This window comes from Kitasatospora sp. NPDC057542 (genome assembly GCF_042801945.1).
Classification (GTDB): domain Bacteria; phylum Actinomycetota; class Actinomycetes; order Streptomycetales; family Streptomycetaceae; genus Kitasatospora.
Genome location: NZ_JBHVFE010000080.1, coordinates 1 through 24,945, shown reverse-complemented (window position 1 = coordinate 24,945; position 24,945 = coordinate 1). Strand labels below are relative to the sequence as shown.

Annotated in this window: 19 protein-coding genes, 1 pseudogene and 1 riboswitch; of the genes and pseudogenes, 16 read left to right on the top strand and 4 right to left on the bottom strand. The window is 73.7% G+C overall.

Features of this window, described 5'->3' with window-relative positions; all coding sequences use genetic code 11:
* Nucleotides 1-321: 321 nt before the first annotated feature.
* The 7 genes from ccrA to ACFU7Y_RS13270 all read left to right on the top strand — a co-directional run bounded on the left by ccrA (nt 322) and on the right by ACFU7Y_RS13270 (nt 8,726).
* Nucleotides 322-1,659 (top strand): crotonyl-CoA carboxylase/reductase, encoded by a 1,338-nt coding sequence (ccrA, locus tag ACFU7Y_RS13300; protein ID WP_224280700.1) that lies wholly within the window; start codon nt 322-324, stop codon nt 1,657-1,659.
* 10 nt (nt 1,660-1,669) lie between these two features.
* Entirely contained in the window at nt 1,670-3,706 is a 2,037-nt protein-coding gene (locus ACFU7Y_RS13295; RefSeq protein ID WP_224280701.1) for a protein meaA, read from the top strand.
* Between the two features lie 42 nt (nt 3,707-3,748).
* A complete protein-coding gene (locus tag ACFU7Y_RS13290) occupies nt 3,749-4,711 on the top strand; it encodes a CoA ester lyase (RefSeq protein ID WP_224280702.1) in 963 nt (320 codons plus the stop codon).
* A gap of 11 nt (nt 4,712-4,722) precedes the next feature.
* Entirely contained in the window at nt 4,723-5,226 is a 504-nt protein-coding gene (locus ACFU7Y_RS13285; RefSeq protein WP_045704019.1) for a MaoC family dehydratase, read from the top strand.
* Between the two features lie 222 nt (nt 5,227-5,448).
* Nucleotides 5,449-6,681, top strand: a complete 1,233-nt coding sequence (locus ACFU7Y_RS13280) for an acyl-CoA dehydrogenase family protein (protein ID WP_224280703.1) — start codon at nt 5,449-5,451, stop codon at nt 6,679-6,681.
* A gap of 487 nt (nt 6,682-7,168) precedes the next feature.
* Nucleotides 7,169-7,861, top strand: a complete 693-nt coding sequence (locus tag ACFU7Y_RS13275; protein ID WP_224280704.1) for a phosphatidylserine decarboxylase — start codon at nt 7,169-7,171, stop codon at nt 7,859-7,861.
* Nucleotides 7,848-8,726 carry a phosphatidylcholine/phosphatidylserine synthase gene (locus tag ACFU7Y_RS13270; protein WP_374119977.1) on the top strand — a complete coding sequence of 293 codons (879 nt, stop codon included), beginning with the start codon at nt 7,848-7,850 and terminating at the stop codon, nt 8,724-8,726. The genes ACFU7Y_RS13275 and ACFU7Y_RS13270 overlap by 14 nt, the downstream gene beginning before the upstream one ends.
* A gap of 187 nt (nt 8,727-8,913) precedes the next feature.
* Here the strand turns inward: ACFU7Y_RS13270 and ACFU7Y_RS13265 are convergent, their stop codons facing one another.
* Together ACFU7Y_RS13265 and ACFU7Y_RS13260 are read right to left on the bottom strand one after the other, a co-directional pair.
* The gene (locus ACFU7Y_RS13265; protein WP_363393634.1) at nt 8,914-10,239 is read right to left on the bottom strand and encodes a hypothetical protein; all 1,326 of its coding nucleotides are present in this window, start codon (nt 10,237-10,239) and stop codon (nt 8,914-8,916) included.
* A gap of 653 nt (nt 10,240-10,892) precedes the next feature.
* Nucleotides 10,893-11,999 (bottom strand): S9 family peptidase, encoded by a 1,107-nt coding sequence (locus ACFU7Y_RS13260; protein ID WP_224284935.1) that lies wholly within the window; start codon nt 11,997-11,999, stop codon nt 10,893-10,895.
* A gap of 524 nt (nt 12,000-12,523) precedes the next feature.
* Nucleotides 12,524-12,657, top strand: a riboswitch (cobalamin riboswitch).
* A gap of 107 nt (nt 12,658-12,764) precedes the next feature.
* On the opposite strand from ACFU7Y_RS13260, the gene ACFU7Y_RS13255 reads away from it, so the two are divergent.
* From ACFU7Y_RS13255 to cpt, 6 genes and pseudogenes are all read left to right on the top strand, one after another.
* The gene (locus ACFU7Y_RS13255; RefSeq protein ID WP_380767893.1) at nt 12,765-13,757 is read left to right on the top strand and encodes a cobalamin biosynthesis protein; all 993 of its coding nucleotides are present in this window, start codon (nt 12,765-12,767) and stop codon (nt 13,755-13,757) included.
* Nucleotides 13,754-15,292: a cobyric acid synthase gene (locus ACFU7Y_RS13250; protein WP_224284922.1), complete on the top strand. Its 1,539-nt coding sequence runs from the start codon at nt 13,754-13,756 to the stop codon at nt 15,290-15,292. Before ACFU7Y_RS13255 ends, ACFU7Y_RS13250 begins: the two co-directional genes overlap by 4 nt.
* An 82-nt stretch (nt 15,293-15,374) precedes the next feature.
* A complete protein-coding gene (locus tag ACFU7Y_RS13245) occupies nt 15,375-17,525 on the top strand; it encodes a putative cobaltochelatase (RefSeq protein ID WP_380767892.1) in 2,151 nt (716 codons plus the stop codon).
* Nucleotides 17,526-17,528: 3 nt separating this feature from the next.
* Entirely contained in the window at nt 17,529-18,134 is a 606-nt protein-coding gene (cobO, locus tag ACFU7Y_RS13240; protein ID WP_224284138.1) for a cob(I)yrinic acid a,c-diamide adenosyltransferase, read from the top strand.
* 10 nt (nt 18,135-18,144) lie between these two features.
* A complete protein-coding gene (locus ACFU7Y_RS13235) occupies nt 18,145-19,530 on the top strand; it encodes a cobyrinate a,c-diamide synthase (RefSeq protein WP_224284137.1) in 1,386 nt (461 codons plus the stop codon).
* A 114-nt stretch (nt 19,531-19,644) separates the two neighbouring features.
* Nucleotides 19,645-20,172, top strand: a pseudogene (gene cpt, locus ACFU7Y_RS13230) (chloramphenicol phosphotransferase CPT); the annotation flags it as partial.
* Between the two features lie 102 nt (nt 20,173-20,274).
* On the opposite strand, the gene ACFU7Y_RS13225 reads toward cpt, so the two are convergent.
* Nucleotides 20,275-20,874: a TetR/AcrR family transcriptional regulator gene (locus tag ACFU7Y_RS13225; RefSeq protein WP_224284136.1), complete on the bottom strand. Its 600-nt coding sequence runs from the start codon at nt 20,872-20,874 to the stop codon at nt 20,275-20,277.
* Nucleotides 20,875-21,004: 130 nt separating this feature from the next.
* Here ACFU7Y_RS13225 and ACFU7Y_RS13220 point away from each other — a divergent pair, with 130 nt between their 5' ends.
* Both ACFU7Y_RS13220 and ACFU7Y_RS13215 read left to right on the top strand, forming a co-directional pair.
* Nucleotides 21,005-22,198, top strand: coding sequence for an FAD-dependent monooxygenase (locus ACFU7Y_RS13220; protein WP_224284135.1), 1,194 nt, complete (start codon nt 21,005-21,007; stop codon nt 22,196-22,198).
* Nucleotides 22,199-22,394: 196 nt separating this feature from the next.
* Nucleotides 22,395-23,057: a class I SAM-dependent methyltransferase gene (locus tag ACFU7Y_RS13215; protein WP_380767890.1), complete on the top strand. Its 663-nt coding sequence runs from the start codon at nt 22,395-22,397 to the stop codon at nt 23,055-23,057.
* A 236-nt stretch (nt 23,058-23,293) separates the two neighbouring features.
* On the opposite strand, the gene ACFU7Y_RS13210 is transcribed toward ACFU7Y_RS13215, so the two are convergent.
* The gene (locus tag ACFU7Y_RS13210; RefSeq protein ID WP_224285328.1) at nt 23,294-23,803 is read right to left on the bottom strand and encodes a MarR family winged helix-turn-helix transcriptional regulator; all 510 of its coding nucleotides are present in this window, start codon (nt 23,801-23,803) and stop codon (nt 23,294-23,296) included.
* A 139-nt stretch (nt 23,804-23,942) separates the two neighbouring features.
* On the opposite strand from ACFU7Y_RS13210, the gene ACFU7Y_RS13205 reads away from it, so the two are divergent.
* Nucleotides 23,943-24,911, top strand: coding sequence for an EamA family transporter (locus ACFU7Y_RS13205; protein ID WP_380767889.1), 969 nt, complete (start codon nt 23,943-23,945; stop codon nt 24,909-24,911).
* Nucleotides 24,912-24,945 lie beyond the last annotated feature (34 nt).

Genomic DNA, 24,945 nt, shown 5'->3' with positions numbered 1-24,945 from the left:
GTGGCGGCGCGGGCCCTTCGCATGTCCGCGCAACGCGCGTCGCACGACCTCGGAAGCCGTCGGAATTCCTGACACCCGGTGTCTTTACGAGTGGCACAGGGTGCCACTACCTTGTTACCCACCAGTCGCGGCGCCGCGGCTCCCCACCTCGGCGCGCTGTCGTCCGGCGTTCCCACACCCCGGGAGCAGAGCCAGAACGGCCCGGTCCACACCGGGCGCCCAGTCTGACCCGCCCACCACCCACCTCAGCGAAGCCGGTGTCCGCTCCCGGCTCCCCCAGACGCCCTGTGCCCTCACACAGGTACGCCTTCGGAGGCAGCCATGCAGGAAATCCTCGACGCGATCCTCAGCACCGACACCACGTCGGCGGACTTCGCGGCGATCAAGCTCCCCGAGTCCTACCGCGCGGTGACGCTCCACAAGGACGAGGAGCAGATGTTCGCGGGCCTCGACAGCCGCGACAAGGACCCCCGCAAGTCCCTTCACCTCGACGACGTCGCCCTGCCCGAGCTGGGTCCCGGCGAGGCCCTGGTCGCCGTCATGGCCAGCGCGGTGAACTACAACACCGTCTGGAGCTCGATCTTCGAGCCGGTCTCCACCTTCGGCTTCCTGGAGCGCTACGGCCGGCTGTCGCCGCTCACCAAGCGCCACGACCTGCCGTACCACGTGGTCGGCTCCGACCTGGCCGGCGTGGTGCTGCGCACCGGCGCCGGGGTCAACGCCTGGAAGCCGGGCGACGAGGTCGTCGCGCACTGCCTCTCGGTCGAGCTGGAGTCCCCGGACGGCCACAACGACACGATGATGGACCCGGAGCAGCGCATCTGGGGCTTCGAGACCAACTTCGGCGGCCTGGCCCAGCTGGCCCTGGTGAAGACCAACCAGCTGCTGCCCAAGCCCAAGCACCTCACCTGGGAGGAGGCCGCCTCCCCCGGCCTGGTCAACTCCACCGCCTACCGCCAGCTGGTCTCGCGCAACGGCGCCGGCATGAAGCAGGGCGACAACGTGCTGATCTGGGGTGCCAGCGGCGGTCTCGGCTCGTACGCCACCCAGTACGCGCTGGCCGGCGGCGCCACCCCGATCTGCGTGGTCTCCAACGACCAGAAGGCCGAGATCTGCCGCGCCATGGGCGCCGAGGCCATCATCGACCGCTCGGCGGAGGGCTACCGGTTCTGGAAGGACGAGAACACCCAGGACCCGCGCGAGTGGAAGCGCCTGGGCTCGAAGATCCGCGAGTTCACCGGCGGCGAGGACGTGGACATCGTCTTCGAGCACCCGGGCCGGGAGACCTTCGGCGCCTCGGTGTACGTCACCCGCAAGGGCGGCACCATCGTCACCTGCGCCTCCACCTCCGGCTACATGCACCAGTACGACAACCGGTACCTGTGGATGTCGCTCAAGCGGATCGTCGGCTCGCACTTCGCCAACTACCGCGAGGCCTTCGAGGCCAACCGCCTGATCGCCAAGGGCAAGATCCACCCGACCCTGTCCAAGGTCTACTCCCTGGAGGAGACCGGCCAGGCCGCCCTGGACGTGCACCACAACAAGCACCAGGGCAAGGTCGGCGTGCTCTGCCTGGCCCCCGAGGAGGGCCTGGGCGTGCGCGACGAGGAGTTCCGTGCCCAGCACGTCGACGCCATCAACCGCTTCCGGAACGTGTGAGAGGGGCCCGATGACTGAGCCGCAGCGCGTCCAGCGCGACCGTCCCTGGCTGATGCGCACCTACGCCGGCCACTCCACCGCGAGCGACTCCAACGCGCTCTACCGGCGGAACCTGGCGAAGGGCCAGACCGGTCTGTCCGTCGCCTTCGACCTGCCGACCCAGACCGGCTACGACTCCGACCACGTCCTCGCCCGCGGCGAGGTCGGCCGGGTCGGCGTCCCGGTCGGGCACGTCGGCGACATGCGCACCCTGTTCGACGGCATCCCGCTCGAACGGACCAACACCTCCATGACGATCAACGCCACCGCGATGTGGCTGCTGGCGCTCTACCAGGTGGTCGCCGAGGAGCAGGGCGCGGACATCGCCAAGCTCACCGGCACCACCCAGAACGACATCGTCAAGGAGTACCTGTCGCGTGGGACGCACGTCTTCCCGCCCGGCCCGTCGGTGCGGCTGATCACCGACATGATCGCCTACACGGTCGGCAACATCCCCAAGTGGAACCCGATCAACATCTGCAGCTACCACCTGCAGGAGGCCGGGGCCACGCCCGTCCAGGAGATCGCCTACGCGATGTGCACCGCCATCTCGGTGCTCGACGCCGTGCGCGACTCCGGCCAGGTGCCGGCCGAGCGGATGGGCGAGGTGGTCGCCCGGATCTCCTTCTTCGTGAACGCCGGCGTGCGCTTCGTCGAGGAGATGTGCAAGATGCGCGCCTTCGCCCGGCTGTGGGAGAAGGTCACCCTGGAGCGCTACGGCGTCACCGACCCCAAGCAGCGCCGCTTCCGGTACGGGGTCCAGGTCAACTCGCTGGGCCTGACCGAGGCCCAGCCGGAGAACAACGTCCAGCGGATCGTCCTGGAGATGCTGGCCGTCACGCTCTCCAAGGACGCCCGTGCGCGTGCTGTCCAGCTGCCCGCCTGGAACGAGGCGCTCGGCCTGCCCCGGCCCTGGGACCAGCAGTGGTCGCTGCGCATCCAGCAGGTGCTGGCGTACGAGTCGGACCTGCTGGAGTACGGCGACATCTTCAGCGGCTCCGAGGTGGTCGAGGCCAAGACCGCCGAGCTGCTGGCCGGCGCCGAGGCGGAGATCGCCAAGGTGCTGGAGATGGGTGGGGTGATTCCGGCCGTCGAGTCCGGCTACCTGAAGTCCAACCTGGTCGCCTCGCACGCCGCCCGCCGGGCCCGGATCGAGTCCGGGGAGGACAAGATCGTCGGGGTGAACTGCTTCGACACCACCGAGCCGAGCCCGCTCACCGCCGACCTCGACACCGCGATCATGGTGGTCGACCCGGCCTCCGAGCAGTCCGTGCTCGCCGCCCTGGAGGCCTGGCGCGCCGAGCGCGACGAGGCCGCCGTCCAGGCGTCGCTGGCCGAGCTCAAGGCCGTCGCCGCCACCGAGGACAACCTGATGCCGGCCACGCTCGCCTGCGCCCGGGCCGGCGTCACCACCGGAGAGTGGGCCTTCGCCCTGCGCGAGGTCTTCGGCGAGTACCGCGCGCCCACCGGCGTCGGCGGCGCCCCCGTCGCGGTGGCCGCCGAGCCCGGCGGCGAGCTGGAACAGGTCCGTGCCGCGGTCGCCGCGACCGCCGAGGAGCTGGGCGCCGGCAAGCTGCGCCTGCTCGTCGGCAAGCCCGGCCTGGACGGTCACTCCAACGGCGCCGAGCAGATCGCCGTCCGGGCCCGCGACGCCGGGTTCGAGGTGGTCTACCAGGGCATCCGGCTGACCCCGGAACAGATCGTCTCCGCCGCCGTCGCGGAGGACGTGCACTGCGTGGGCCTGTCCATCCTCTCCGGCGCGCACAGCGAGCTGGTGCCCGACGTCCTGAAGCGGCTGCGCCGCGCCGGGGTGGAGGATGTCCCGGTGATCGTGGGTGGCATCATCCCGGCAGCGGACGGCGAGGCCCTCAAGGCCGCCGGCGTCGCCGCCGTGTTCACCCCGAAGGACTTCGGCATCACGACCATCATCGGCCGGATCGTGGACGAGATCCGGCTGGCCAACAGGCTTCAGCCGTGGACGTCCGCACCGACCACGGCCACGAACTGACCAGCTGACCAGCTGACCACTGGGAAGGAACCCTCGATTCTTATGACTGCTGTCAACCGTCTGCGCCCGCGCCGCTCCTGTCTCGCCGTGCCGGGCAGCAACCCGCGCTTCCTGGAGAAGGCCCAGGGCCTGCCGGCCGACCAGGTCTTCCTCGACCTGGAGGACGCCTGCGCCCCGCTGGTCAAGGAGAGCGCGCGCCACACCATCGTCGACGCGCTCAACAACGGCGACTGGGGCGGCAAGACCCGCGTCGTGCGCGTCAACGACTGGACCACGCACTGGACCTACCGCGACGTGATCACCGTGGTCGAGGGCGCCGGCCCCAACCTCGACTGCATCATGCTGCCCAAGGTGCAGGACGCCGGGCAGGTCAAGGCGCTCGACCTGCTGCTCACCCAGATCGAGAAGACCATGGGCTTCGAGGTCGGCCGGATCGGCATCGAGGCGCAGATCGAGAACGCCAAGGGCCTGATCAACGTCGACGCCATCGCCGAGGCCTCGCCCCGTCTGGAGACCATCATCTTCGGCCCCGCCGACTTCATGGCCTCCATCAACATGAAGTCGCTGGTCGTCGGCGAGCAGCCGCCCGGCTACGGCGCCGACGCCTACCACTACATCCTGATGCGCATCCTGATGGCCGCCCGCGCCAACGACCTCCAGGCGATCGACGGCCCGTACCTCCAGATCCGCAACCAGGAGGGCTACCGCGAGGTCGCCCGCCGCTCGGCCGCCCTCGGCTTCGACGGCAAGTGGGTGCTCCACCCGGACCAGGTCGCCGCCGCGAACGAGATCTACTCACCCTCGCAGGAGGACTACGACCACGCCGAGCTGATCCTCGACGCGTACGACTACTGCACCTCCGAGGCGGGCGGCGCCAAGGGCTCCGCGATGCTCGGCGACGAGATGATCGACGAGGCCAGCCGCAAGATGGCGCTGGTCATCTCCGGCAAGGGCCGGGCCGCGGGCATGCAGCGCACCACCAAGTTCGAGATCCCGGAAAGCTGAGGACCCACGGCATGCAGTTCGGACGCACCTACGAGGAGTTCGAGGTCGGCGCGGTCTACAAGCACTGGCCCGGCAAGACGGTCACCGAGTACGACGACCACCTCTTCTGCCTGCTCACCATGAACCACCACCCGCTCCACATGGACACCAACTATGCGGAGAAGACGACGGACTTCGGCAAGAACGTCGTGGTGGGCAACTACATCTACTCGCTGCTGCTCGGCATGTCCGTCCCGGACGTCTCCGGCAAGGCGATCGCCAACCTGGAGATCGAGTCGCTGCGGCACGTCGCGCCGACCTTCCACGGCGACACCATCTACGGCGAGACCACCGTGCTCGACAAGTGGCCGTCCAAGTCCAAGGACGACCGCGGCATCGTGTACGTCGAGACCAAGGGGTACAAGCAGGACGGCACGGTCGTCTGCATCTTCCGCCGCAAGGTGATGGTGCCGACCGAGACGTACATCAAGGAGCGCGGCGGCGAGCAGCCCGGCCGTCCGACCCCGCTCTCCTGAGCCTCTCCTTCCACGACTCCTGAGCCTCTCCCCTTTATAGGGGCCCTCCGTCCGCGGCGGGCCCCCTGAGAGACCCCGGACGGGCAGGCCGCCGTCATCGGCCGCGCCCCACCCGGTACGGGGGCCCTGCTGCCGCAGCCACGCCGGCAGGGCCCCCGCAATCCCCCCCCCGGGGGACTCCCCGACTTTTCCGCAGACCCTCAAACCTTTCGGAGCCGCACGATGGGACGCCTCGCACAGACCGACGGCCTCACCGAGATCCAGCGGGACATCCTCGCCACCGTGCGGGATTTCGTCGACAAGGAGATCATTCCGGTCGCGACCGAGCTGGAGCACAAGGACGAGTACCCCACCGCCATCGTCGAGGGCATGAAGCAGCTCGGCCTGTTCGGCCTGACCATCCCCGAGGAGTACGGCGGCCTCGGCGAGTCGCTGCTCACCTACGCCCTGGTGGTCGAGGAGATCGCCCGCGGCTGGATGTCCGTCTCCGGCATCGTGAACACCCACTTCATCGTGGCTCACATGATCAACGCCCACGGCACCCAGGAGCAGAAGGACTACTTCCTGCCGAAGATGGCGGCCGGCGAGATCCGTGGCGCCTTCTCGATGTCCGAGCCGGGCCTCGGCTCCGACGTTTCGGCCATCTCCACCAAGGCGGTCAAGGAACGTGGGGGCACCTCCCAGCCGGAGGCCGGGGGAGAGTTCTACGTCCTCAACGGCCAGAAGATGTGGCTCACCAACGGCGGCACCTCCACCCTGGTCGCGGTCCTCTGCAAGACCGACGAGGGCGGCAGCACCCCGTACAAGAACATGACCACCTTCCTGATCGAGAAGGAGGCCGGTTTCGGCCCGAACCCCAAGGTTCCCGGCCTGACCGTGCCCGGCAAGATCGAGAAGATGGGCTACAAGGGCGTCGACACCACCGAGCTGGTCCTCCAGGACGTCCGCATCCCGGCCGACCGCATCCTCGGCGGCGTCCCGGGCCGCGGCTTCTACCAGATGATGGACGGCGTCGAGGTCGGCCGCGTCAACGTCGCCGCCCGCGGCTGCGGCGTCGCCCGCCGCGCCTTCGAGCTCGGTATCTCCTACGCCCAGCAGCGCTCCACCTTCGGCAAGAAGATCGCCGAGCACCAGGCGATCCAGTTCAAGCTCGCCGAGATGGCCACCAAGGTCGAGGCCGCCCACCAGATGATGGTCATGGCCGCCCGCAAGAAGGACAGCGGCGAGCGCAACGACCTCGAGGCCGGCATGGCCAAGTACCTCGCCTCCGAGTACTGCAAGGAGGTGGTCGAGGACGCCTTCCGCATCCACGGCGGCTACGGCTTCTCCAAGGAGTACGAGATCGAGCGCCTCTACCGCGAGGCTCCGATGCTGCTCATCGGTGAAGGTACTGCGGAGATCCAGAAGATGATCGTCGGGCGCCGCCTCCTGGAGGAGTACCGGATCGCCGACTGATCCCCGGGCCGCCGGCCGACGCACCACGTCGCCGGGCGGCCCCTCGAACCGCCGGTCGACGGGCGTGCGGGCCCGTCCCGGTGGAGTGCCGTGCCCCGTCATGGGCCCGGCCTGGTCCGCCTGGGTCCGGCACGGCCCTCCGGAAGCGGCCGTAGGGCGTACAGCTGCAACGACGCGCCCTGCGGCCGCTTCCGCACACCCGCTTCCGGCCGCTACGGCCGTTTCGCCCGACGGGTTCCGTCGGCGCACCCGCTGAGACATGAGTCACCAGCCCTGTCCGGTCCCTTGGGAACCGGACCGGGGCGAGCTACGGTCGTAGGGGTGGACGCGCACACGCGCCGCCACCGGACACATGAACGAGCAGGCGGGTTGCCCACCCACCGTGTGCTCCCGATAGCATCCACCGGGACAGCAAGCCGTCCCTCTATTACCGATCCCGCGGTGGCCCCCGTCCAGCGGCCATGATCCCCCGCGACAAAGGTCTTCGATGCCCATCAGCCCGTCCCCTCACACCTCCGTCACGGACCGCGATGCCCTCGCAGCCCCGACGGCCGGTCGGCGACCCCGCGTGACCATCGCGCGCGGAGCCACCCCCTGGTTCGTCCCCACCCTCGCCACGGCCGCCGTGACCACCGCCCTCACCCGGCGCAGCGGCAAGTGGGCCCTGGCGGCGGTACCCGCCTGTGCGCTCAGCGCGGGCATGCTGTGGTTCTTCCGCGACCCCGAGCGTGAGATCGGCACGGGCAGAGTGATCTCCCCCGCCGACGGCGTGGTGCAGAGCATCGACGCCTGGCCGGACGGCCGCACCCGGGTCGCGATCTTCATGAGCCCGCTGAACGTCCACGTCAACCGCGCGCCCCTGCCGGGCACGGTAACGTCGGTCGAGCACGTCGCGGGCGGCTTCGTCCCCGCGTTCAACAAGGACAGCGACCAGAACGAGCGGGTCGTCTGGCACTTCGACACCGAGCTCGGCGACATCGAGATGGTCCAGATCGCGGGGGCCGTGGCCCGCCGCATCGTGCCGTACGTGGACGCCGGAACCAAGGTCGAGCAGGGCGACCGGATCGGTCTGATCCGGTTCGGGTCCCGGGTCGACACCTACCTGCCGGCCGGCGTCGAGGTCGGCGTCGAGGTCGGCCAGAAGACCACAGCCGGGGTGACGCGCCTTGACCGTGACTGATCCTGAGACAATCGTCGGCCTGGACGACGAGGAGACGGCCCTGCGCCGCCGCCGCTGGGCGCGCGACCGCGAGCTGCGCGCCCCGCGCTCTCCCCAGCACCTGTCCACCGCCGACTTCCTGACCCTGGGGAACGCCGTCTGCGGCTTCCTGGCGATCTACTCGATCACCACCGGGGTCCTGGTCCCGCACATCACCAACCCGGACGCCGCTCCGGACCGGCACAGCGCCGCCACCGCGGTCACGCTGCTGCTGATCGGCTCGATGTGCGACCTCTTCGACGGCCTGGTGGCGCGCAAGCTGCGCTCCTCCGCCCTCGGAGCCGAACTGGACAACCTGGCGGACCTGATCAGCTTCGGCATCGCGCCGGCCTACTTCGTCGCGGTCTGGGGCATGGTCTCCCAGGGTTCCAACAGCAAGCTGTCGGCGCTCATCGCCATCACGGTGCTGCTCGCGGTGGTGCTGCGGCTGGCCCGCTTCTCGGCCGTCAAGATGCGGCCCGGGGTGTTCCAGGGCATGCCCTGCCCGATGGGTGCGATGACGGTGATCGCCATCGTGCTGCTCGACCCGCCGTTCCTGCCCGGTCTGCTCGCCATCTTCGGTGCCGCGTACCTGATGGTCAGCCGGATCGAGTACCCGAAGCCGCAGGGGCTGCTGGCCACCGCCACGCTCTGCTGGGTCGTCGTGGCCATCGGCTGCCTGGCCGCCTGGGCCACCGGGCTGCCCGGCGGCGACACCCTGATGCACGTCGGCGCTTTCGCCCAGATCACGCTCGCCGCGATGGCGCCGCTGCTGGTCATCCGCCGCAAGGTGGGGCAGAAGGTCGGCGACGTCCGCGCCCGGCGGGCGGAGTCGCGGCTCGGCTGAGTCCCGCAATTGTCATAAGAGTCAGGGCCCGGAACCTGTTGGTTCCGGGCCCTTCTCATGTGTCATAACAGTCGAGCGCCGCGGGTGCGGGCTCAGGGACCGCCGGTGCGGACGCCGACACGGACGTCGGATCCGCCGGATCCGCCGTCGCTGCGGACTCCGAACTCTTCCGCAATTGTCATAAAAGTCAGGCACCACCGGTGTGCACGCTGAACGCCGAGCGGCGGGCCGCCCGGGCCACGCCCGGGTCCGGGTGCACGCCCGAGACCGCCGTCAGCACCGAGGCCGCCCGCGGGTGCCCGGACTGCCGGGCCCGGGCGAACAGCCGGACCGGGTCGCCCGCCGAGGCACCCTCGACGTGGCCCACCAGCAGCTCGGTCTCGCCGTGGTCGAGCACCGCGGCCGCGGTGTCCACCCAGAGCCAGGCCGCGTCCTCCGCGCCCAGCACGTCCGCCGGGGAGACGCCCTCGTCCGCGCGCTCCGCCAGCCAGAGCAGTGCGTAGGGGCGCAGCACCGGCTCGTCCACCGCGGCGCGCACCGCCTGCTCGGCCGGACCGCCGGCCACCCGCAGCGCCTCGAAGGCCAGCCCGCGCACCAGCGCGTCGTCGCCCTGCGCGGCCTCCAGCAGCTCGCCCACCGCCCGGTCCGCCGGTCGGGCCGCGACCCAGGCCCGGAACTCGGCACGGGCCGGGCCCGGCGAGTAGTCCGCACAGGCGTTCAGCAGCTCGAAGGCGCTCTGCTCGATGTGCCCGGCCGCGGTCTGCGCGACCGTGCAGATCTCCTCCAGCTTCGCCCGCACCGCCCAGTGGCCGAGCGGCGACAGCTCCGCGGCATCGTTCCTGCGCACCAGGGCGCCGACGGCCGCCAGGCCGTCCAGCATCCAGTCCAGGACGGCGGCCACGTCCGAGGGCGCGGCCGGGGTGTCGATCTGCGGCGCGCGGCAGGTGCCGCGGACGGCGGAAACGGCCGAGGCCGCGTGCGGCACCGGCGACAGGCCCGGTCCGCCGAGGCCGGCGCCGACCCGGCGCTCGTCCAGGCCGCGGCGCAGCAGTTCCAGCAGCTCGCTCTCGGCGACCGGGCCGTCCACCAGGTGCAGGAAGGAGAGCAGCTGCGGGGCCTGGTCCACGGCCTGCCCGGCCAGTACGGCGAACACGCCGCGCAGCGCGGCGGGCGGCACCGGGGCGAGCAGGGTCCAGGCGTCGAACAGCGCCGACCAGCCACGCACCACGGCCTCGTCGTCGTGCTCCCAGGCGTGCAGCCGCCAGCCGGGGCCGGCTCCGCCGTCACGGGCCTCCACCAGACCCACCAGCAGCGCCTGCCCCCACGCCTTGGCGGCGGCGCCGACCGTCATGGCCAGTGCCCGGCCCGCCGCGCGGGCGTCCTCCGGGAGCAGCTCACCGCGCTTGTCGACCTCGGCCAGCTCCCCGGCCCAACGGGCGACCCGGACGGCGTCCACCAGCATCCTCCGGGCCAGCGGCGCCAGCTCGGCGGGTGCCGGGAAACCCTCCGGCACGGGAACCCGGCCCCGCCCGGGAGCCGGAGCGGGCCCTCGTCGCCGGGGTACTCCGTTACGGGGGACACCCGCCCCGCCCGGCCTGCCACCGGCGGGCCGGTGGGCCGTTCCGGGGAGACGGGTCACCGTCGCACCGGTACCGATCGTCGGCGGGAGCGGGGCATCACGGTCGCGCGGGTTCCGAGACGTCACGTCGAGCAGTCTTCCCCTTGTACCGGCCTTCTGTCACATCCGGTTGTCCGTACGACCGGGCGACCGGTGGCGGCACCTCCGCAAGATCGGGCAACAACGGCAAACCGCCTGGCCGGAAACGTGTGACCTGGCCATGCCACCGGCGCTGCCCCGGTCGCCGGGAATGCTCGTCCGATCACCGTGCGTACGGGTGGGGGGTAAGGGGTCGGTCCAATTGTTGCCCCTGACGGCAGGGGGCTTTTCACGCGGGGAATCCGCTCCGCCGACTTCCGGCGGGACTGTCCAGCCCGAATCCGGACGGATGGCGGGCGGGGTGGCGGGGTCGTGCTGCACGAGAAGTCGGACCGGCCGACTTCTCGTGCACGCCCGGCGGAATGGCAGAAACGTTCATTCGTGAACGACGGAATCCCCACCGGAAAGCCGGGTGGGGCCCAGCCGAAACCGCCCGCACGGTCAGGGGGCTAGAGCAGCGGCGTGAGCCAGCGGCGGAGGAGCTCGGTGTAGTGGTCCGGGGCGGTGTTCCAGAGGGTGGCGTGGTCGGCGCCGGGGAACGCCTGGAGGCTGACCACGTCGCGGCGGGCGGCAGCCAGCTTCTCCGCGCTGCCGAAGGGGGCTATCCGGTCCTCGGGGCTGTGCAGCAGGAGGGTGGGCACGCGCAGGTCGGTGCCCTCGGCGATACGGCCGAAGTCGGCGAGGTCGACGCCGGTGCGGCCCTGGGCGGCGAGGGCACCGAGTTCGGCGGCGACACCCTGGAAGCCGGCCCGGGCGGCGTCCCGGCGGGCGGAGGCCGGGAGGTCGAGCACGGGCGAGTCGAGGATCAGTCCGCGGATGGCGTGCGACCAGGCGGAGCGGGCCGCCGTCCGGAGGACCATGGTCGCCCCGAGGGACCAGCCGTAGAGGATCACCGCGCCCGCACCGCTGTCGAACGCCAGCCCTACCGCCGACTCGACGTCTCGCCACTCGGTCTCGCCGAAGTGGCTGAGCCCGTCGGGGGAGGCGGGGGCGCCCTGGTCGCCGCGGTAGGTGACGGCGAGGGCGGGCAGGCCGAGCCGGTCGAGGACGGGGAGCACCGGGAGGGTCTGCCGGCGGTCGGCTTCGGGGCCGTGCACCAGGATCACCCAGGTGCCGCGTTTGCCGTCGAGCTGCCAGGCGGGCAGCGCGCCGAGTTCGCCCTCGACGACGGTGTCGGCGAAGGCGAGGCCGAGCGCCTCGGTGGGGTCGCCGAGGTGGACCCGGGGAGTGAGGCGGACCTCGGTGCCGGCGGTGAGGGTGCCCCGGTCGGCGCGGACCAGGCGGCGGGTGACGCCCCGTTCGTCACTGTGCAGGATCTCCTCGACGACCGCGTGCCCGCCGTCCGCCCACTCGACCGCCCAGCGGCCGGGGCGCAGGCTCTCGGGGCCGCGGGTGAAGGTGACCCGGCCGGGGGCGAGACTGTGGACCAGGAGCGGACCGGACTCCTGGACGGCGGTCGCCGGACGGACCATTCGCTCGGAGGCCCGACGGCCGATCAACAGCACGGCGGCCCCGACCGCTGCGGCCGCCACGACGGCGGCGGTTCCCCATCGCATTTCGCTCCCCGCTCTGTTGGTCACGGACCGGACGGTGTTCGAGCACCAGTCCACCGGCGCCCCGCCCGCCCGGCCACCGGGCTAGGCCGTCCGGGTGACCTCGGCGGCGACCCGACGGTGCCGAGGAGAGGCCGGAAGCGGGCGGTGGAGGAGTCGACGGTGGGGCGACGGGGGCCGCTGCGGAGCGTGCCACCGAAAGGCAGGCGTGGCGTGCGATGCGGCCCCGGCCGCCGAACCCACGAAGCGGCCCGGGGCCTGTCTCTCGGATTCCGTCGGATCGGACCGCGGCGTCGGGGTGCGTGCATCGCCAGGCGGACGTGGGGGTACCTCCCGGCCAACGGCTGGGGCGCGTCGCGGGCCCGGCAAGGATCCGGGGGACGGGCCCCGTCCCCGGGCCGGTGCCGCACCGGGCGATCCCACGGGGTGTCAGTCAGCGGCGCCCGCGTGTGACCAACCCCTCCGTGACCTCGGTTGACTCCCGGTTCGGGCCCGTGATGGGATCCTGGGGCCAAACGGAGGCATGGAGAGGAAGCCGGTGGAAGTCCGGCGCGGTCCCGCCACTGTCACCGGGGAGCACGCTCGGAACATCGCCACGGCGGGCCGTCGACGGCCGCTGGAAGGCTCCGGGGGTGCGTTCGACCCGGAAGCCAGGAGACTCTCGCCCCCGTCACGTCGATCCAGGGCGCGGACCCTGAGTGAGGACACGCACGCGATGCAGGCTGCCCCGCCCCGCCGGACTCCGAGCTGCCTTCCGCCGTGCCACCGATGACCCCGCCCGCACCTTCTCCTTCTCCGCGCCCGCTGACCCGCGCCGCCGCGTTCGCGCTCGGCGCCGTCGCGGGCTACGCCGCCGACGCCCGCTTCGCCGACCCCCGCCGGGGCCACCCGGTCGCCGTCTTCGGCAGCGCCGCGACCCGGCTGGAGCGGCGGCTGTGGCGCGACGACCGCGGCGCCGGGGCCGGGTACACGGCGCTGTGCGTGGGCGCGGTGGCGGCGGGCGCGCTCGCCCTGGACCGTACGGTGGGCCGACGCCCGCTGGGCCGGGCGGCGCTGGCGGCGGCCGCGACCTGGACGGTGCTCGGCGGCACCTCGCTGACCCGGGAGGCGCGCACCATCGGCCGCTCGCTGACCGCGGGCGACCTCGCGGCCGCCCGGGAGCGGCTGCCGCACCTGTGCGGGCGGGATCCGAGCGCGCTGGACGGGCAGCAGATCGCCCGGGCGGTGGTCGAGTCGGTGGCCGAGAACACCGCCGACGCCGTGGTGAACGCGCTGACCTGGGGCGCCCTGGCCGGCACCCCCGGACTGCTGGCCTTCCGCGCCGTGAACACCCTGGACGCCATGGTGGGCCACCGCTCGCCGCGCCACGCCCGGTTCGGCTGGGCCTCGGCCCGGCTGGACGACCTGGCGGGCTGGCCGGGCGCCCGGCTGACGGCGCTGCTGACGGTGGCCGCCGCACCCGAGCCCCGGACGGCCTGGCGGGTCTGGCGGCGCGACGGCTCCGCGCACCCGAGCCCGAACGCGGGCCAGGCGGAGGCGGCGTTCGCCGGCGCGGTCGGCGTACGGCTGGGCGGGACGCTGCGGTACGGCGAGCGGATCGAGCACCGGCCGGTCCTGGGAGCGGAGCTGCGGCCGGTGACGGTGGACGACATCGAGCGGGCCTGCGCGCTCTCCCGGCGGGTGGGCGCACTGGCGCTGGGTACGACGGTCGCGGGGCACGTCCTGCTGCGGGCGTTCCTGGGGAAGAGGGGATGGGCATGACGAACGCGCTGCTGGTCGCGGGGACGACCTCGGACGCGGGCAAGAGCGTGGTGACGGCCGGGATCTGCCGCTGGCTCGCCCGCCAGGGCGTGCGGGTCGCGCCGTTCAAGGCGCAGAACATGTCGCTCAACTCCTTCGTCACCGCCGACGGCGCCGAGATCGGCCGCGCCCAGGCGATGCAGGCGCAGGCCGCCCGGGTGGAGCCGGAGGCGGCGATGAACCCGGTGCTGCTCAAACCCGGCGCGGACGGCCGCAGCCAGGTGGTGCTGCTCGGCCGGCCGGTGGCCGAGGTGGGCGCGCTGGACTACCGCGAGCGCAAGCCCGTCCTGCTGGAGCGCGCCCTGGAGTGCCTGGCCGACCTGCGCCGCCGCTACGACGTGGTGGTCTGCGAGGGCGCGGGCTCGCCCGCCGAGATCAACCTGCGCGACCGCGACATCGCCAACATGGGCCTGGCCACGGCCGCCGCCCTGCCGGTGGTGGTGGTCGGGGACATCGACCGCGGCGGAGTCTTCGCGGCGATGTACGGGACGCTGGCGCTGCTGTCGGCGGAGGACCAGCGGCACGTGGCGGGCTGGTTCGTCAACAAGTTCCGCGGCGACGCGCGACTGCTGGCACCCGGGCTGGAGATGCTGCACGAGCTGACCGGCCGTCCGGTGCTGGGCACACTGCCGATGCTGCCCGGGCTCTGGCTGGACGCCGAGGACTCGCTGGACCTGTCCACGGTGGTGGACCGGGCGGACGGGCCCGGGCCGCTCGGCGCGGACGTGCTGCGGGTGGCCGTGGTGCGCTTCCCGCGGCTGTCCAACTTCACCGACGTGGACGCGCTCGCGCAGGAGCCGGGCGTGCTGGTGCGCTGGGCGACCAGGCCGGAGGAACTGGCCGACGCCGACCTGGTGGTGCTGCCCGGCACCCGGGCCACCGTCGCGGACCTCGCCTGGCTGCGCGAGCGCGGCCTGGAGCCGGCCCTGAAGGCGCGGGCGGCGGCCGGGCTGCCGGTCCTCGGGGTCTGCGGCGGCTACCAGATGCTGGCGCACTCGATCGTGGACGAGGTCGAGTCCAAGTCGGGTGCCGTCGAGGGCCTCGGCCTGTTGCCGACCCACGTGCGGTTCGGCATCGAGAAGGTGCTGGCACGGCCGGTCGGCGAGGCGTACGGGCAGCGGGTGGAGGGTTACGAGATCCACCACGGGGTGGTGGCGGTCGAAGGCGGCGACACGTTCGTCTCCGACGGCCACGGGCGGAGTCTGGACGGCTGCCGGGTGGGCTCGGTCTGGGGCACGACCTGGCACGGCGTGCTGGAGAACGACGGGTTCCGCCGCGAACTCCTGCGCGAGGTCGCCGGGTTGTCCGGCCGGGCGTTCGTCCCGGCGCCGGACACCTCCTTCGCCGCGGCGCGCGAGGCCCGGCTGGACCGGCTGGGCGACCTGATCGAGGAGCACGCGGACACCGACGCGCTGTGGAAGCTGATCGAGGGCGGAGTGCCGGCGGCCGGATCGCTGCCGTTCGTCCCGCCCGGGGCCCCTGGGAGTGACGCATGAACCGGGTACGGCAGCAGAGCCGGACGGGACCGCAGGGCCAGGCAGGGCCGCAGAACCGGGCACGACAGGAGTGGGGTACGGCATGAGTGACGTCCGCTATCCGTTCACCGCGATCGTCGGCATGGCCGACCTGCGGCTGGGACTGCTGCTGAACGCGGTCTCCCCGGCCGTGGGCGGCGTGCTGGTGCGCGGCGAGAAGGGCACCGCGAAGTCGACCATGGTGCGCGCGCTGGCCGGCCTGCTGCCGGCCATCGCCGCCGTGGACGGCTGCCGCTTCGCCTGCGACCCGGCCGCGCCCGACCCGCAGTGCCCGGACGGGCCGCACGTCTCCCCGCCCTCCTCCGAACGGCCTTCCCAGCTGGTCGAGTTGCCGGTCGGCGTGGCCGAGGACCGGATCGTCGGCTCGCTCGACCTGGAGCGGGCGCTGGCCGAGGGCGTCAAGGCGTACGAGCCCGGGCTGCTCGCCAGGGCACACCGCGGCGTGCTCTACATCGACGAGGTGAACCTGCTCCAGGACCACGTGGTGGACCTGCTGCTGGACGCCGCCGCGATGGGCCGCTCCTACGTCGAGCGGGAGGGCGTGTCGGTGCGGCACGCGGCCCGGTTCCTGCTCGTCGGCACGATGAACCCGGAGGAGGGCGAGCTGCGGCCGCAGCTGCTCGACCGGTTCGGCCTGACCGTCGAGATCGCCGCCACCCGGGACCCGGCCGAGCGCGCCGAGGTGGTCCGCCGCCGCCTCGCGTACGACGCGGACCCGGCCGGCTTCGCCGCACGATTCGCCGAGGAGGAGCGGGCGCTCGCCGAACACATCACCACGGCCCGGGAGTTGCTGCCCAAGGTCGAGCTGACCGATGTGGCGCTGCGTCAGATCACCGCTGTGTGCGCCGCGTTCGAGGTGGACGGGCTGCGCGCGGACATCGTGATGGCCCGCACGGCGGTCGCACTGGCCGCCTGGGACGGGCGCACCGAGGTGCTGGAGGAGGACGTCCGCAAGGCCGCCCGGCTGGCGCTGCCGCACCGGCGCCGCCGCAACCCCTTCGACGCGCCGGGGCTGGACGAGGAGCAGCTGGACCGGACGCTGGAGGAGCACGCCCGGCAGGAGGACCCGGAGCCCGAGGGCGACGGACCCGGCCCGGACGGCGACGGCGGTCCGGAGGACGGCCCGGACGGGGGCCCGGAGGACGGCGGTCCGGACGGGCGCGGCCCCGACGGTGGTGGTCCCGACAGCGGTGGTCCCGACGGCGGTGGTCCCGACGGCGGTGGCGCGCCCGAACCGTCCGACGGCGGCCCCGAGGTGTCCACCGGCGAGAGCGCCGGGGAGCCCGCCCAGCCGCCCGTACCGGCCCAGCATCCCTCCCCCGCGCGGGAGTCGGCGCCGGTCGCGGCCGGGGACCCGTACCGGACCCGGCTGTTCACCGTGCGGGGCACCGGGCACGGCGCCCAGGGCCGCCGCTCCCCCGCCGAGACCACTGGCGGGCACACCATCCGCGCCCGCCGCCCGCAGGGCGCGCTCGGCCGGCTGCACCTGACCGCAACCCTCCAGGCCGCCGCGCCGCACCAGGCCGCGCGCGGGCGCAGCGGCCGGGCCCTGGTGCTGCACAAGGACGACTTCCGCGAACAGGTCCGCCAGGGACGGGAGTCCAACCTGGTGCTGTTCGTGGTGGACGCCTCCGGCTCGATGGCCGCCCGGCAGCGGATGACCGCCGTCAAGGGCGCGGTGCTGTCGCTGCTGATGGACGCCTACCAGCGCCGCGACAAGATCGGCATGATCACCTTCCGGGGTGCGGGCGCCGAGCTGGCGCTGCCGCCCACCTCCTCGGTGGAGGTCGGCGCGGCCCGGCTGGAGTCGCTGCCCACCGGCGGGCGGACCCCGCTGGCCGCCGGCCTGCTGCGCGCGCACGAGGTGCTGCGGGTGGAGCGGCTGCGCGACCCGAACCGGCGCCCGCTGCTGGTCGTGGTGACCGACGGCCGGGCCACCGGCGGGCGGGACGCGCTCGCCCTCTCGCAGCGCGCGGCCGCCCTGTTCGCGGCGCAGGGCACGGCGAGCGTGGTGCTGGACTGCGAGTCCGGCCCGGTCCGCCTGGGCCTGGCCCGTACGCTGGCCGGGCTGCTCGGCGGCACCACCGTCAGCCTGGACGAGCTGCGCGCCGAGGGCGTGGCCTCGCTCGTCCGCGAGAACCGTCCCACGACCGTCCGCGAGAACCGTGCGACCACCATGCGAAAGGCGGCCTGACCCATGCCCAAGGGTGTCCCCGAGAGCGTTCCCGACGACGGACTGACGACCCGTCAGCGCCGCGCGCTGCCGATCACCGCCGTGCACACCGGCCCGGGCAAGGGCAAGTCCACGGCCGCGTTCGGCATGGCGCTGCGGGCCTGGAACCAGGGCTGGCCGGTCGGGGTGTTCCAGTTCGTGAAGTCCGCCAAGTGGAAGGTCGGCGAGGAGAACGCGCTGCGCGTGCTCGGCGCCTCCGGCGAGGGCGGCACCGTCGACTGGCACAAGATGGGCTCCGGCTGGTCCTGGATCCAGCGCTCCGCCGAGCAGGAGATGTCCAGCGAGGAGGCGGCCAAGGAGGGCTGGGAGCAGGTCAAGCGGGACCTCGCGGCCGAGACCTACCGCTTCTACGTGCTGGACGAGTTCACCTACCCGATGCACTGGGGGTGGGTCGACCCGGACGAGGTGGTGGCCGTGCTCAGGGACCGCCCGGGCAGCCAGCACGTCGTCATCACCGGCCGGTACGCGCCCGAGGCGCTGACCGGATTCGCCGACCTGGTCACCGAGATGACCAAGGTCAAGCACCCCATGGACGCCGGCCGCAAGGGCCAGCGCGGTATCGAGTGGTGAGCCTGCGCACGTGAACATCCCCCGCCTCGTCGTCGCCGCGCCCTCCTCGGGCGCCGGCAAGACCACCGTCGCCACCGGCCTGATCGCGGCGCTCGCCGCCCGCGGGCTGGCGGTGTCGCCGCACAAGGTCGGCCCGGACTACATCGACCCGGGCTACCACGCGCTCGCCGCCGGACGCCCGGGCCGCAACCTGGACGCCTTCATGTGCGGTCCGGAGCGGATCGCACCGCTGTTCCTGCACGGCGCGGCGGGGGCGGACGTCGCGGTGGTCGAGGGCGTCATGGGGCTGTTCGACGGGGCTTCCGGGCGCGGGGAGCTGGCGTCCACGGCGCACGTCGCCAAGCTGTTGCGGGCGCCGGTGGTACTGGTGGTGGACGGCTCCTCGCAGTCCCGCTCGGTGGCCGCGCTGGTGCACGGCTTCGCCTCCTGGGACCCGCAGGTGCGGCTCGCCGGGGTGATCCTCAACCGGGTCGCCTCCGACCGGCACGAGCAGCTCCTGCGCGAGGCGCTGGAGGAGGGCTCCGGCGTACCGGTGCTGGGCGCGCTGCGCCGCTCCGCTGCGGTCGCCACACCGTCCCGCCACCTCGGGCTGATCCCGGCGGTGGAGCGCTCGACGGAGGCTCTCAAGGCGGTCGCCGACATGGGTGAACTGGTGGCCTCCTCGGTCGACTTGGACGCCCTGCTCGAACTCGCCCGGACGGCACCGGAGCTGGATGCCGAGCCGTGGGACCCGTCGGCCGAGGTCACCCCGGTGGCCGGCCGGCCGCGGATCGCGGTGGCGGGCGGCGCGGCCTTCTCGTTCTCGTACGCCGAGAACGCCGAACTGCTCGGCGCAGCGGGCGCGGAGGTGGTCCCGTTCGACCCGCTGCACGCCTCGGCACTGCCCGAGGGCGCGGCCGGCCTGGTGATCGGCGGCGGCTTCCCGGAGCTGTACGTCCGCGAGCTGAGCGGCAACGCCCCGCTGCGCGCCACCATCGCCGCGTTCGCCGCCGCGGGCGGGCCGATCGCCGCCGAGTGCGCCGGGCTGCTCTACCTGGGCCGGGAGCTGGACGGCCTGCCGATGTGCGGCGTGCTGGCCACCGACGCCCGGATGACCGAACGGCTCACCCTCGGCTACCGGGAGGCGGTCGCCCTGCACGACTCCCCGCTGGCCCCGGCCGGCACCAGGCTGCGCGGCCACGAGTTCCACCGCACGGTCTGCGACCCCGGCGCGAGCGAACTCCCCGCCTGGGGCTGGCGCCTCCCGACCGGTCCCCGCACCGAGGGCTTCGCGGGCGGCAACGTGCACGCCTCCTACCTGCACCTGCACTGGGCGGGCGCGCCGACGCTGGCGTCCTCCTTCACGGCCGCGGCGGCGACCTTCGCAGCGGGGGCGGGGGCAGCGGGGACCGCGTAGTTCACGGCTTCGGCCTCGGCGCTCTCGGCTCCGGCCTTGAGGCTCTCGGTCTCGGCGGCGACCCTCCCGGGAAACACCGCGACGCCGCCGGGTGTCCGGCTCCAAGCTCCGTGCATGCATGTGATCGTCCTCAACGGCGGGTCCAGCTCCGGCAAGTCGAGCATCGCCCGGTGCCTGCAGGAGCTGCTGCCGGAGCCTTGGCTGCACATCGGGGCCGACACCATGGTCGACGCGCTGCCGCCGTCGCTGCGCGGTGGCGGTGAGGGGATCGGCGGGCTGGAGGACGGGGACGGCACGGTCGAGGTCGGTCCGGTCTTCGCCGCGCTGGACGCCGCCTGGACGATCGGGGTGGCGGCGATGGCCCGGGCCGGGGCCCGGATCGTGGTGGACGAGGTGTTCCTCGGAGGCGCCTCTTCGCAGGCCCGGTGGCGGGCGGCGCTGGAGGGTCTGGACGTGCTCTGGGTCGGGGTGCACTGCGATCCGGCGGTGGCCGCGGAGCGGGAGGCCGCGCGCGGCGACCGGGTGGCCGGGATGGCCGCCGCGCAGGCGGAAGCGGTGCACCAGGGGGTCGCGTACGACCTGGTGGTGGACAGCTCGCGGGCGGCCGCGGCGGACTGCGCCAGGGCCATTACCGCGCGGGTGCCGGCCGACGGCTCGTCGGGCGTCCAGGCGGGCGCCCAGGCGGGCGTCCGGACCGATGTGCAGGCCGACGTGCAGGCCGACGCGGCCTCGTAGGCCCGCGGACTACTCGCGGTCGAGCAGCGCGGCGAGGTAGCGTGCCACCTCGTCGCGCAGCTCCTCGGGCGCCGGGATGTGCCAGTGCCCACTGCCCGCCGTCGCGTTGAACAGCACTCCGTCGCACCAGCGGATCAGACGGCGGGCATCGGCCGTCGGGTCCGCCGAGCCGCACTGCGCGAGCAGCACGGCGGCGATGTCGGCGAAGCGCCCGCCCAAGCGGTCGTAGACGGCACGCAGTTCGGGCCGCCGGGTGGCCTCCAGGGCCAGTTCCAGGCGGGCCAGGGTGAGCCGGCGGCCGCTGGTGAGCGCCTGGTGCAGCAGGTCGGCGCCGACCCGGACGAGCAGGTCCCGCGCGGAGGCGGGGCTGGGCGGCGCCGCGGCGGGGGGCTCCACGGTGAGGAACGGGTAGTCCTCGGTCTCCCGCTCGACGATCCGGGTGAGTGCGAGTTCGAGCAGGGCGGCCCTGGTCCGGGCGAGGTTGGACGTCGAGCCGGCGGGCAGGCCGGCCTCCTCGTCCACGGCGCGGTGGGTCAGCCCGCGCAGGCCGCGCTCGGCGATCAGGGCGATGGCGGCGTCGGCGATCAGGGTCGGGCGCGGGGGCGTCATGGGTCCGATCATGGCCTTTCCCCTCGGGCGATCCCAATTTACTACAGCGGTAGTGTCCAGCCAACTACATCTGTAGTACGGTGCTGGCAGGCGCACACTACGGATGTAGTGCAAGGAGAGGAGTCCCCTCATGGACAGCCCACAGGGCAGGCAGCAAGCGATCGTCATCGGCGGCGGCATCGGCGGACTCACCGCCGCCCTCGCCCTCCATCGGCAGGGCGTCCCGGTACGCGTCCACGAGCGCGCCGACTCCCTCGAACCCGTCGGCGCCGGGCTCGCCCTGGCCCCCAACGCCCTGCGCTCCCTCGACCGGCTCGGCGTCGGCGAGCGCCTGCGCGCCCTCGCCACCCCGCACCCCGCCGTCGGCCTGCGCCACCCCTCCGGCCGCTGGCTCGCCCGCACCAGCACCTCGGTCTTCGAGGCCTACTTCGGCGACACCATCGCCGCCGTCGCCCGCGCCGACGTCATCGCCGCCCTGGTCGACGCGCTCCCGGAGGGCACCGTCCGCACCGGCTCGCCCGCGACCCTCGTCACCCCCGGCAGCGCCACCGAGCCCGCCGTCGTCCGCACCCCCGACGGGGAGCGGACGGCCGGCCTGGTCGTCGCCGCCGACGGCATCCGCTCCGCGGCCCGGGGCCTGCTCTTCCCCCGGCACCCCGGACCCCGCTACAGCGGTTTCACCACCTGGCGCGCCGTCGTCACCCCCGACCGCCGCCCGGCCGCCGTCGGCGAGGTGTGGGGCCGCGGGCAGCTCGCCGGAACCGTCCCGCTCGCCGACGGCCGGGTCTACGTCTACGGCGCCGCCCTCGCCCCGGCCGGCGAGCGGGCCGCCGACGGGGACGAGCGGGCCGAACTCCTGCGCCGGTACGGCGACTGGTGCGCCCCCGTACCGCAGCTGTTCGCCCTGGCCGAGCCCGAGCGCGTCCTGCGCCACGACGTCTGGGACCTCGCCGACCCGCTGCCCGCCCACCACCACGGCCGGGTCGCCCTTCTCGGCGACGCCGCCCACGCGATGTGCCCCTTCCAGGGCCAGGGCGCCTGCCAGGCCATCGAGGACGCCCTCGTCCTCGCCTCCCTGCTCACCCCCGACACCGACCCGGCCGCCGCCCTGCCCGCCTACACCGCCGCCCGGCTCCCCCGCACCACCGCCGTCGTCGCCGGCTCCCGCCGCATCGGCGGCCTCGTCGCCCTCCGCTCCCCCGTCTCCACCGGCCTGCGCACCGCCGCCCTCACCCTCGCCGGCCTCCTCCCCGCCCGCGCCCTGCTGAGCCGCTCGGCCCCGACGTACAACTGGCAGCCGCCGGCCCTGGGCGGGGCGGGGTGAGGAGACCTGCCGTCCGCCGAGCAGGCGCACCACGGCGGTCCGGCCGCGGGGGCTACGCGCCGGCATCGTTCGGATGCCTGGGCAAGGCGTGGACGAAGTGAACGGTACGGGCCGCCTCATCCACCACGTTCCGCACGTCAATCGCCGTTCGGCCGCCGGGCTGCCGGTGTCGGTGGGGGTTGCGATGATGCGCGCCATGAGTGACGCCGGCCGTCGGGCCATCGCCGAGTACTGGGACGCGGCCGCTGCGGCCTTCGACGAGGAGCCCGACCACGGGTTGCGGGAGGAACCGGTGCGGGCGGCGTGGCTGCGGCGGGTACGGGGCTGGGTGCCGGGCGGAGCGGCGGATGTGCTGGACGTCGGGTGCGGCACCGGGTCGCTGTCGCTGCTGCTCGCGGCGGACGGGCACCGGGTGACGGGGCTGGACCTGGCGCCGCGGATGGTCGGGCGGGCCAGGGCGAAGCTGGTCGCGGCGGGGCTGACGGCGCGGTTCCTGGTGGCAGACGCGAGCGCACCGCCGGTCGGGGACGGGAGCTTCGACGTGCTGCTGTCGCGCCACCTGCTCTGGACGCTCCCCGAGCCCGAGCGGGCGCTGCGCGCCTGGGTGCGGCTGCTGCGGCCCGGCGGCCGGCTCGTCCTGGTCGAGGGCCGCTGGCGCGAGGCCGGGCAGGCCGCCGCCTCGCCGTACGCGACCGGGGCCGGGCGGCTGCCGTGGGGCGGAGGGATCGGGGCGGAGGAACTCGCGGCGGCTGTCCGTCCGCTGGTGTCCGAGTTTCGGGTCGAGCCGCTCGGTGGGGAGGCCGAGCTGTGGGGCGGATCGGTGGACGACGAGCGGTACGCGCTGGTCGCCCGCCGTTGAGCGGCCTGCCGGGCGTCCGCGCCGGGCGCGCCGGGCGAAGGTACCGTCGAGCGGGTCGGACCGGTGGCAGGCGGCGCAGCGCAGCCGGGTGTGGATCGCCACCGCACCCGTGAAAACGTCCTCGCGCCCGTCGGCCGGGACCGGGAGGAGGCCGGCTCCCCGCAGTCTGTGCCGTGCTGCGTGACAGCGTGCCAGGAGGTACCGACAACGACCGCGGGGGCGGCGTCGGCCCCGGCTCAGAGGAGCGGCTCGGTGTCCCCGTGCGCGACGAGGAGCTTGCGCAGCAGGGCGTCGAGCTGCGTGCGCTCGTCCGCGTCGAGGGCCGAGAGGATGCGCTCCTCGTTGTGGACGTGACCGGCCAGGGCGCCGTCGATCAGCTCCTTGCCGGCCGGGGTGAGGCGGACCAGGACGGCCCGGCGGTCGGTCGGGCAGGGGTTGCGCTCGACCAGGCCCTTGGCGGACAGCCGGTCGACCCGGTTGGTGATGGCGCCCGAGGTGACCATCGCGGACTTGAGCAGCGCGCGGGCGTTGAGCTCGTACGGCTCGCCGGAGCGGCGCAGGGTGGCCAGCACGTCGAACTCGGAGGAGTCCAGGCCGCAGGCGGTGAAGTACTCGCGCAGGGCGTTGTCGACCCGGACGCTGAGCCGTCGCAGCCGGCCGATCAGCGCCATGGGCCCGGCGTCCAGATCGGGGCGGGCCCGGGCCCACTGCTCGACGATGTCGTCCACGGTGTCGCGCTGCTGCATGCCCGCCGCCCTCCCGGAGCCGTCTGTCCGAAGCCGTCCACTCGACGCAGATATCTTAACATTCACATACTTGACGTTCTCCGATCCCCGGCGTAGAAAGTATCTCAACGTTCATATAGTCAACGCTCAGGGGGACGTCATGGACCGCAAGCGCGCAGCGATCGCCGCCACCGCCGCACTCGCCCCGGCCGCGTGGGGCACCACCTACCTCGTCACCACCCAGCTGCTGCCCGAGGGCCGCCCGCTGCTGCTCGCCGCGCTCCGCGCGCTCCCCGCCGGACTGCTCCTGCTGCTGATCGGCCGCCGACTCCCCAAGGGGCGCTGGTGGGGGCGCGCAGCCGTACTCGGGATGCTCAACATCGGGCTGTTCTTCCCGCTGATGTTCGTCGGCGCCTACCGCCTGCCCGGCGGCGTCGCCGCCACCATCGGGGCGATCCAGCCGCTGCTCGTCGCCGGGTTCTCGATCGGCGTGCTGCGGGTGCTGCCCGGACGGCGGGCGGTGATCGCCGGCCTGGTCGGGGTCGGCGGAGTGGCCCTGCTGGTGCTCAAGAGCGGCGCGCGACTGGACGGCATCGGGATCGCCGCGATGGTCGCCGGGGTCGCGCTGATGGCCATGGGCACCGTCCTCACCCGCCGCTGGGGCCGCCCCGAGGGCGCCACCCTGCTCGACCTCACCGCCTGGCAGCTCCTGGCCGGCTCGGTCTTCCTCGTCCCGCTCGCGGCCGTGGTCGAGGGCGCGCCGCCCGCCCTGAGCGCCGCCAACCTGGCCGGCTTCACCTACCTCGGCCTGATCGGCACCGCCCTCGGCTACTTCCTCTGGTTCCGCGGCATCGAACACCTCGGCGCCGGCCCGGCCTCGTTCCTGGGCCTGATCAACCCGGTCGTCGCCACCCTCGGCGGCCTCGTCGTCCTCGGCCAGACCCTCACCCCCTGGCAGCTCCTCGGCCTTCTCCTCGCCCTCGCCGCCATGCTCGCCGGCCAGGCCCCCGCCCGCCGCACCCCGGCCCCGGCCCCGGCCCCGGCTCAGGTTCAGGCTCAGGCTCAGGCGCCTGCTCCCGCTGCCGCCCCGGCCCCTGTCCCCCGCCCCGAACCGGCCGCCACGCGCTGACCAGCGCCCCCGCACGCCTGCGCCCCGCCGAGTC

Coding starts and splice junctions, on each gene's coding strand:
- ccrA (WP_224280700.1), top strand. CDS start 322: ATGCAGGAAATCCTCGACGCGATCCTCAGCACCGACACCACGTCGGCG.
- ACFU7Y_RS13295 (WP_224280701.1), top strand. CDS start 1,670: ATGACTGAGCCGCAGCGCGTCCAGCGCGACCGTCCCTGGCTGATGCGC.
- ACFU7Y_RS13290 (WP_224280702.1), top strand. CDS start 3,749: ATGACTGCTGTCAACCGTCTGCGCCCGCGCCGCTCCTGTCTCGCCGTG.
- ACFU7Y_RS13285 (WP_045704019.1), top strand. CDS start 4,723: ATGCAGTTCGGACGCACCTACGAGGAGTTCGAGGTCGGCGCGGTCTAC.
- ACFU7Y_RS13280 (WP_224280703.1), top strand. CDS start 5,449: ATGGGACGCCTCGCACAGACCGACGGCCTCACCGAGATCCAGCGGGAC.
- ACFU7Y_RS13275 (WP_224280704.1), top strand. CDS start 7,169: ATGCCCATCAGCCCGTCCCCTCACACCTCCGTCACGGACCGCGATGCC.
- ACFU7Y_RS13260 (WP_224284935.1), bottom strand. CDS start 11,999: ATGCGATGGGGAACCGCCGCCGTCGTGGCGGCCGCAGCGGTCGGGGCC.
- ACFU7Y_RS13255 (WP_380767893.1), top strand. CDS start 12,765: ATGACCCCGCCCGCACCTTCTCCTTCTCCGCGCCCGCTGACCCGCGCC.
- ACFU7Y_RS13250 (WP_224284922.1), top strand. CDS start 13,754: ATGACGAACGCGCTGCTGGTCGCGGGGACGACCTCGGACGCGGGCAAG.
- ACFU7Y_RS13245 (WP_380767892.1), top strand. CDS start 15,375: ATGAGTGACGTCCGCTATCCGTTCACCGCGATCGTCGGCATGGCCGAC.
- cobO (WP_224284138.1), top strand. CDS start 17,529: ATGCCCAAGGGTGTCCCCGAGAGCGTTCCCGACGACGGACTGACGACC.
- ACFU7Y_RS13225 (WP_224284136.1), bottom strand. CDS start 20,874: ATGACGCCCCCGCGCCCGACCCTGATCGCCGACGCCGCCATCGCCCTG.
- ACFU7Y_RS13220 (WP_224284135.1), top strand. CDS start 21,005: ATGGACAGCCCACAGGGCAGGCAGCAAGCGATCGTCATCGGCGGCGGC.
- ACFU7Y_RS13215 (WP_380767890.1), top strand. CDS start 22,395: ATGAGTGACGCCGGCCGTCGGGCCATCGCCGAGTACTGGGACGCGGCC.
- ACFU7Y_RS13210 (WP_224285328.1), bottom strand. CDS start 23,803: ATGCAGCAGCGCGACACCGTGGACGACATCGTCGAGCAGTGGGCCCGG.
- ACFU7Y_RS13205 (WP_380767889.1), top strand. CDS start 23,943: ATGGACCGCAAGCGCGCAGCGATCGCCGCCACCGCCGCACTCGCCCCG.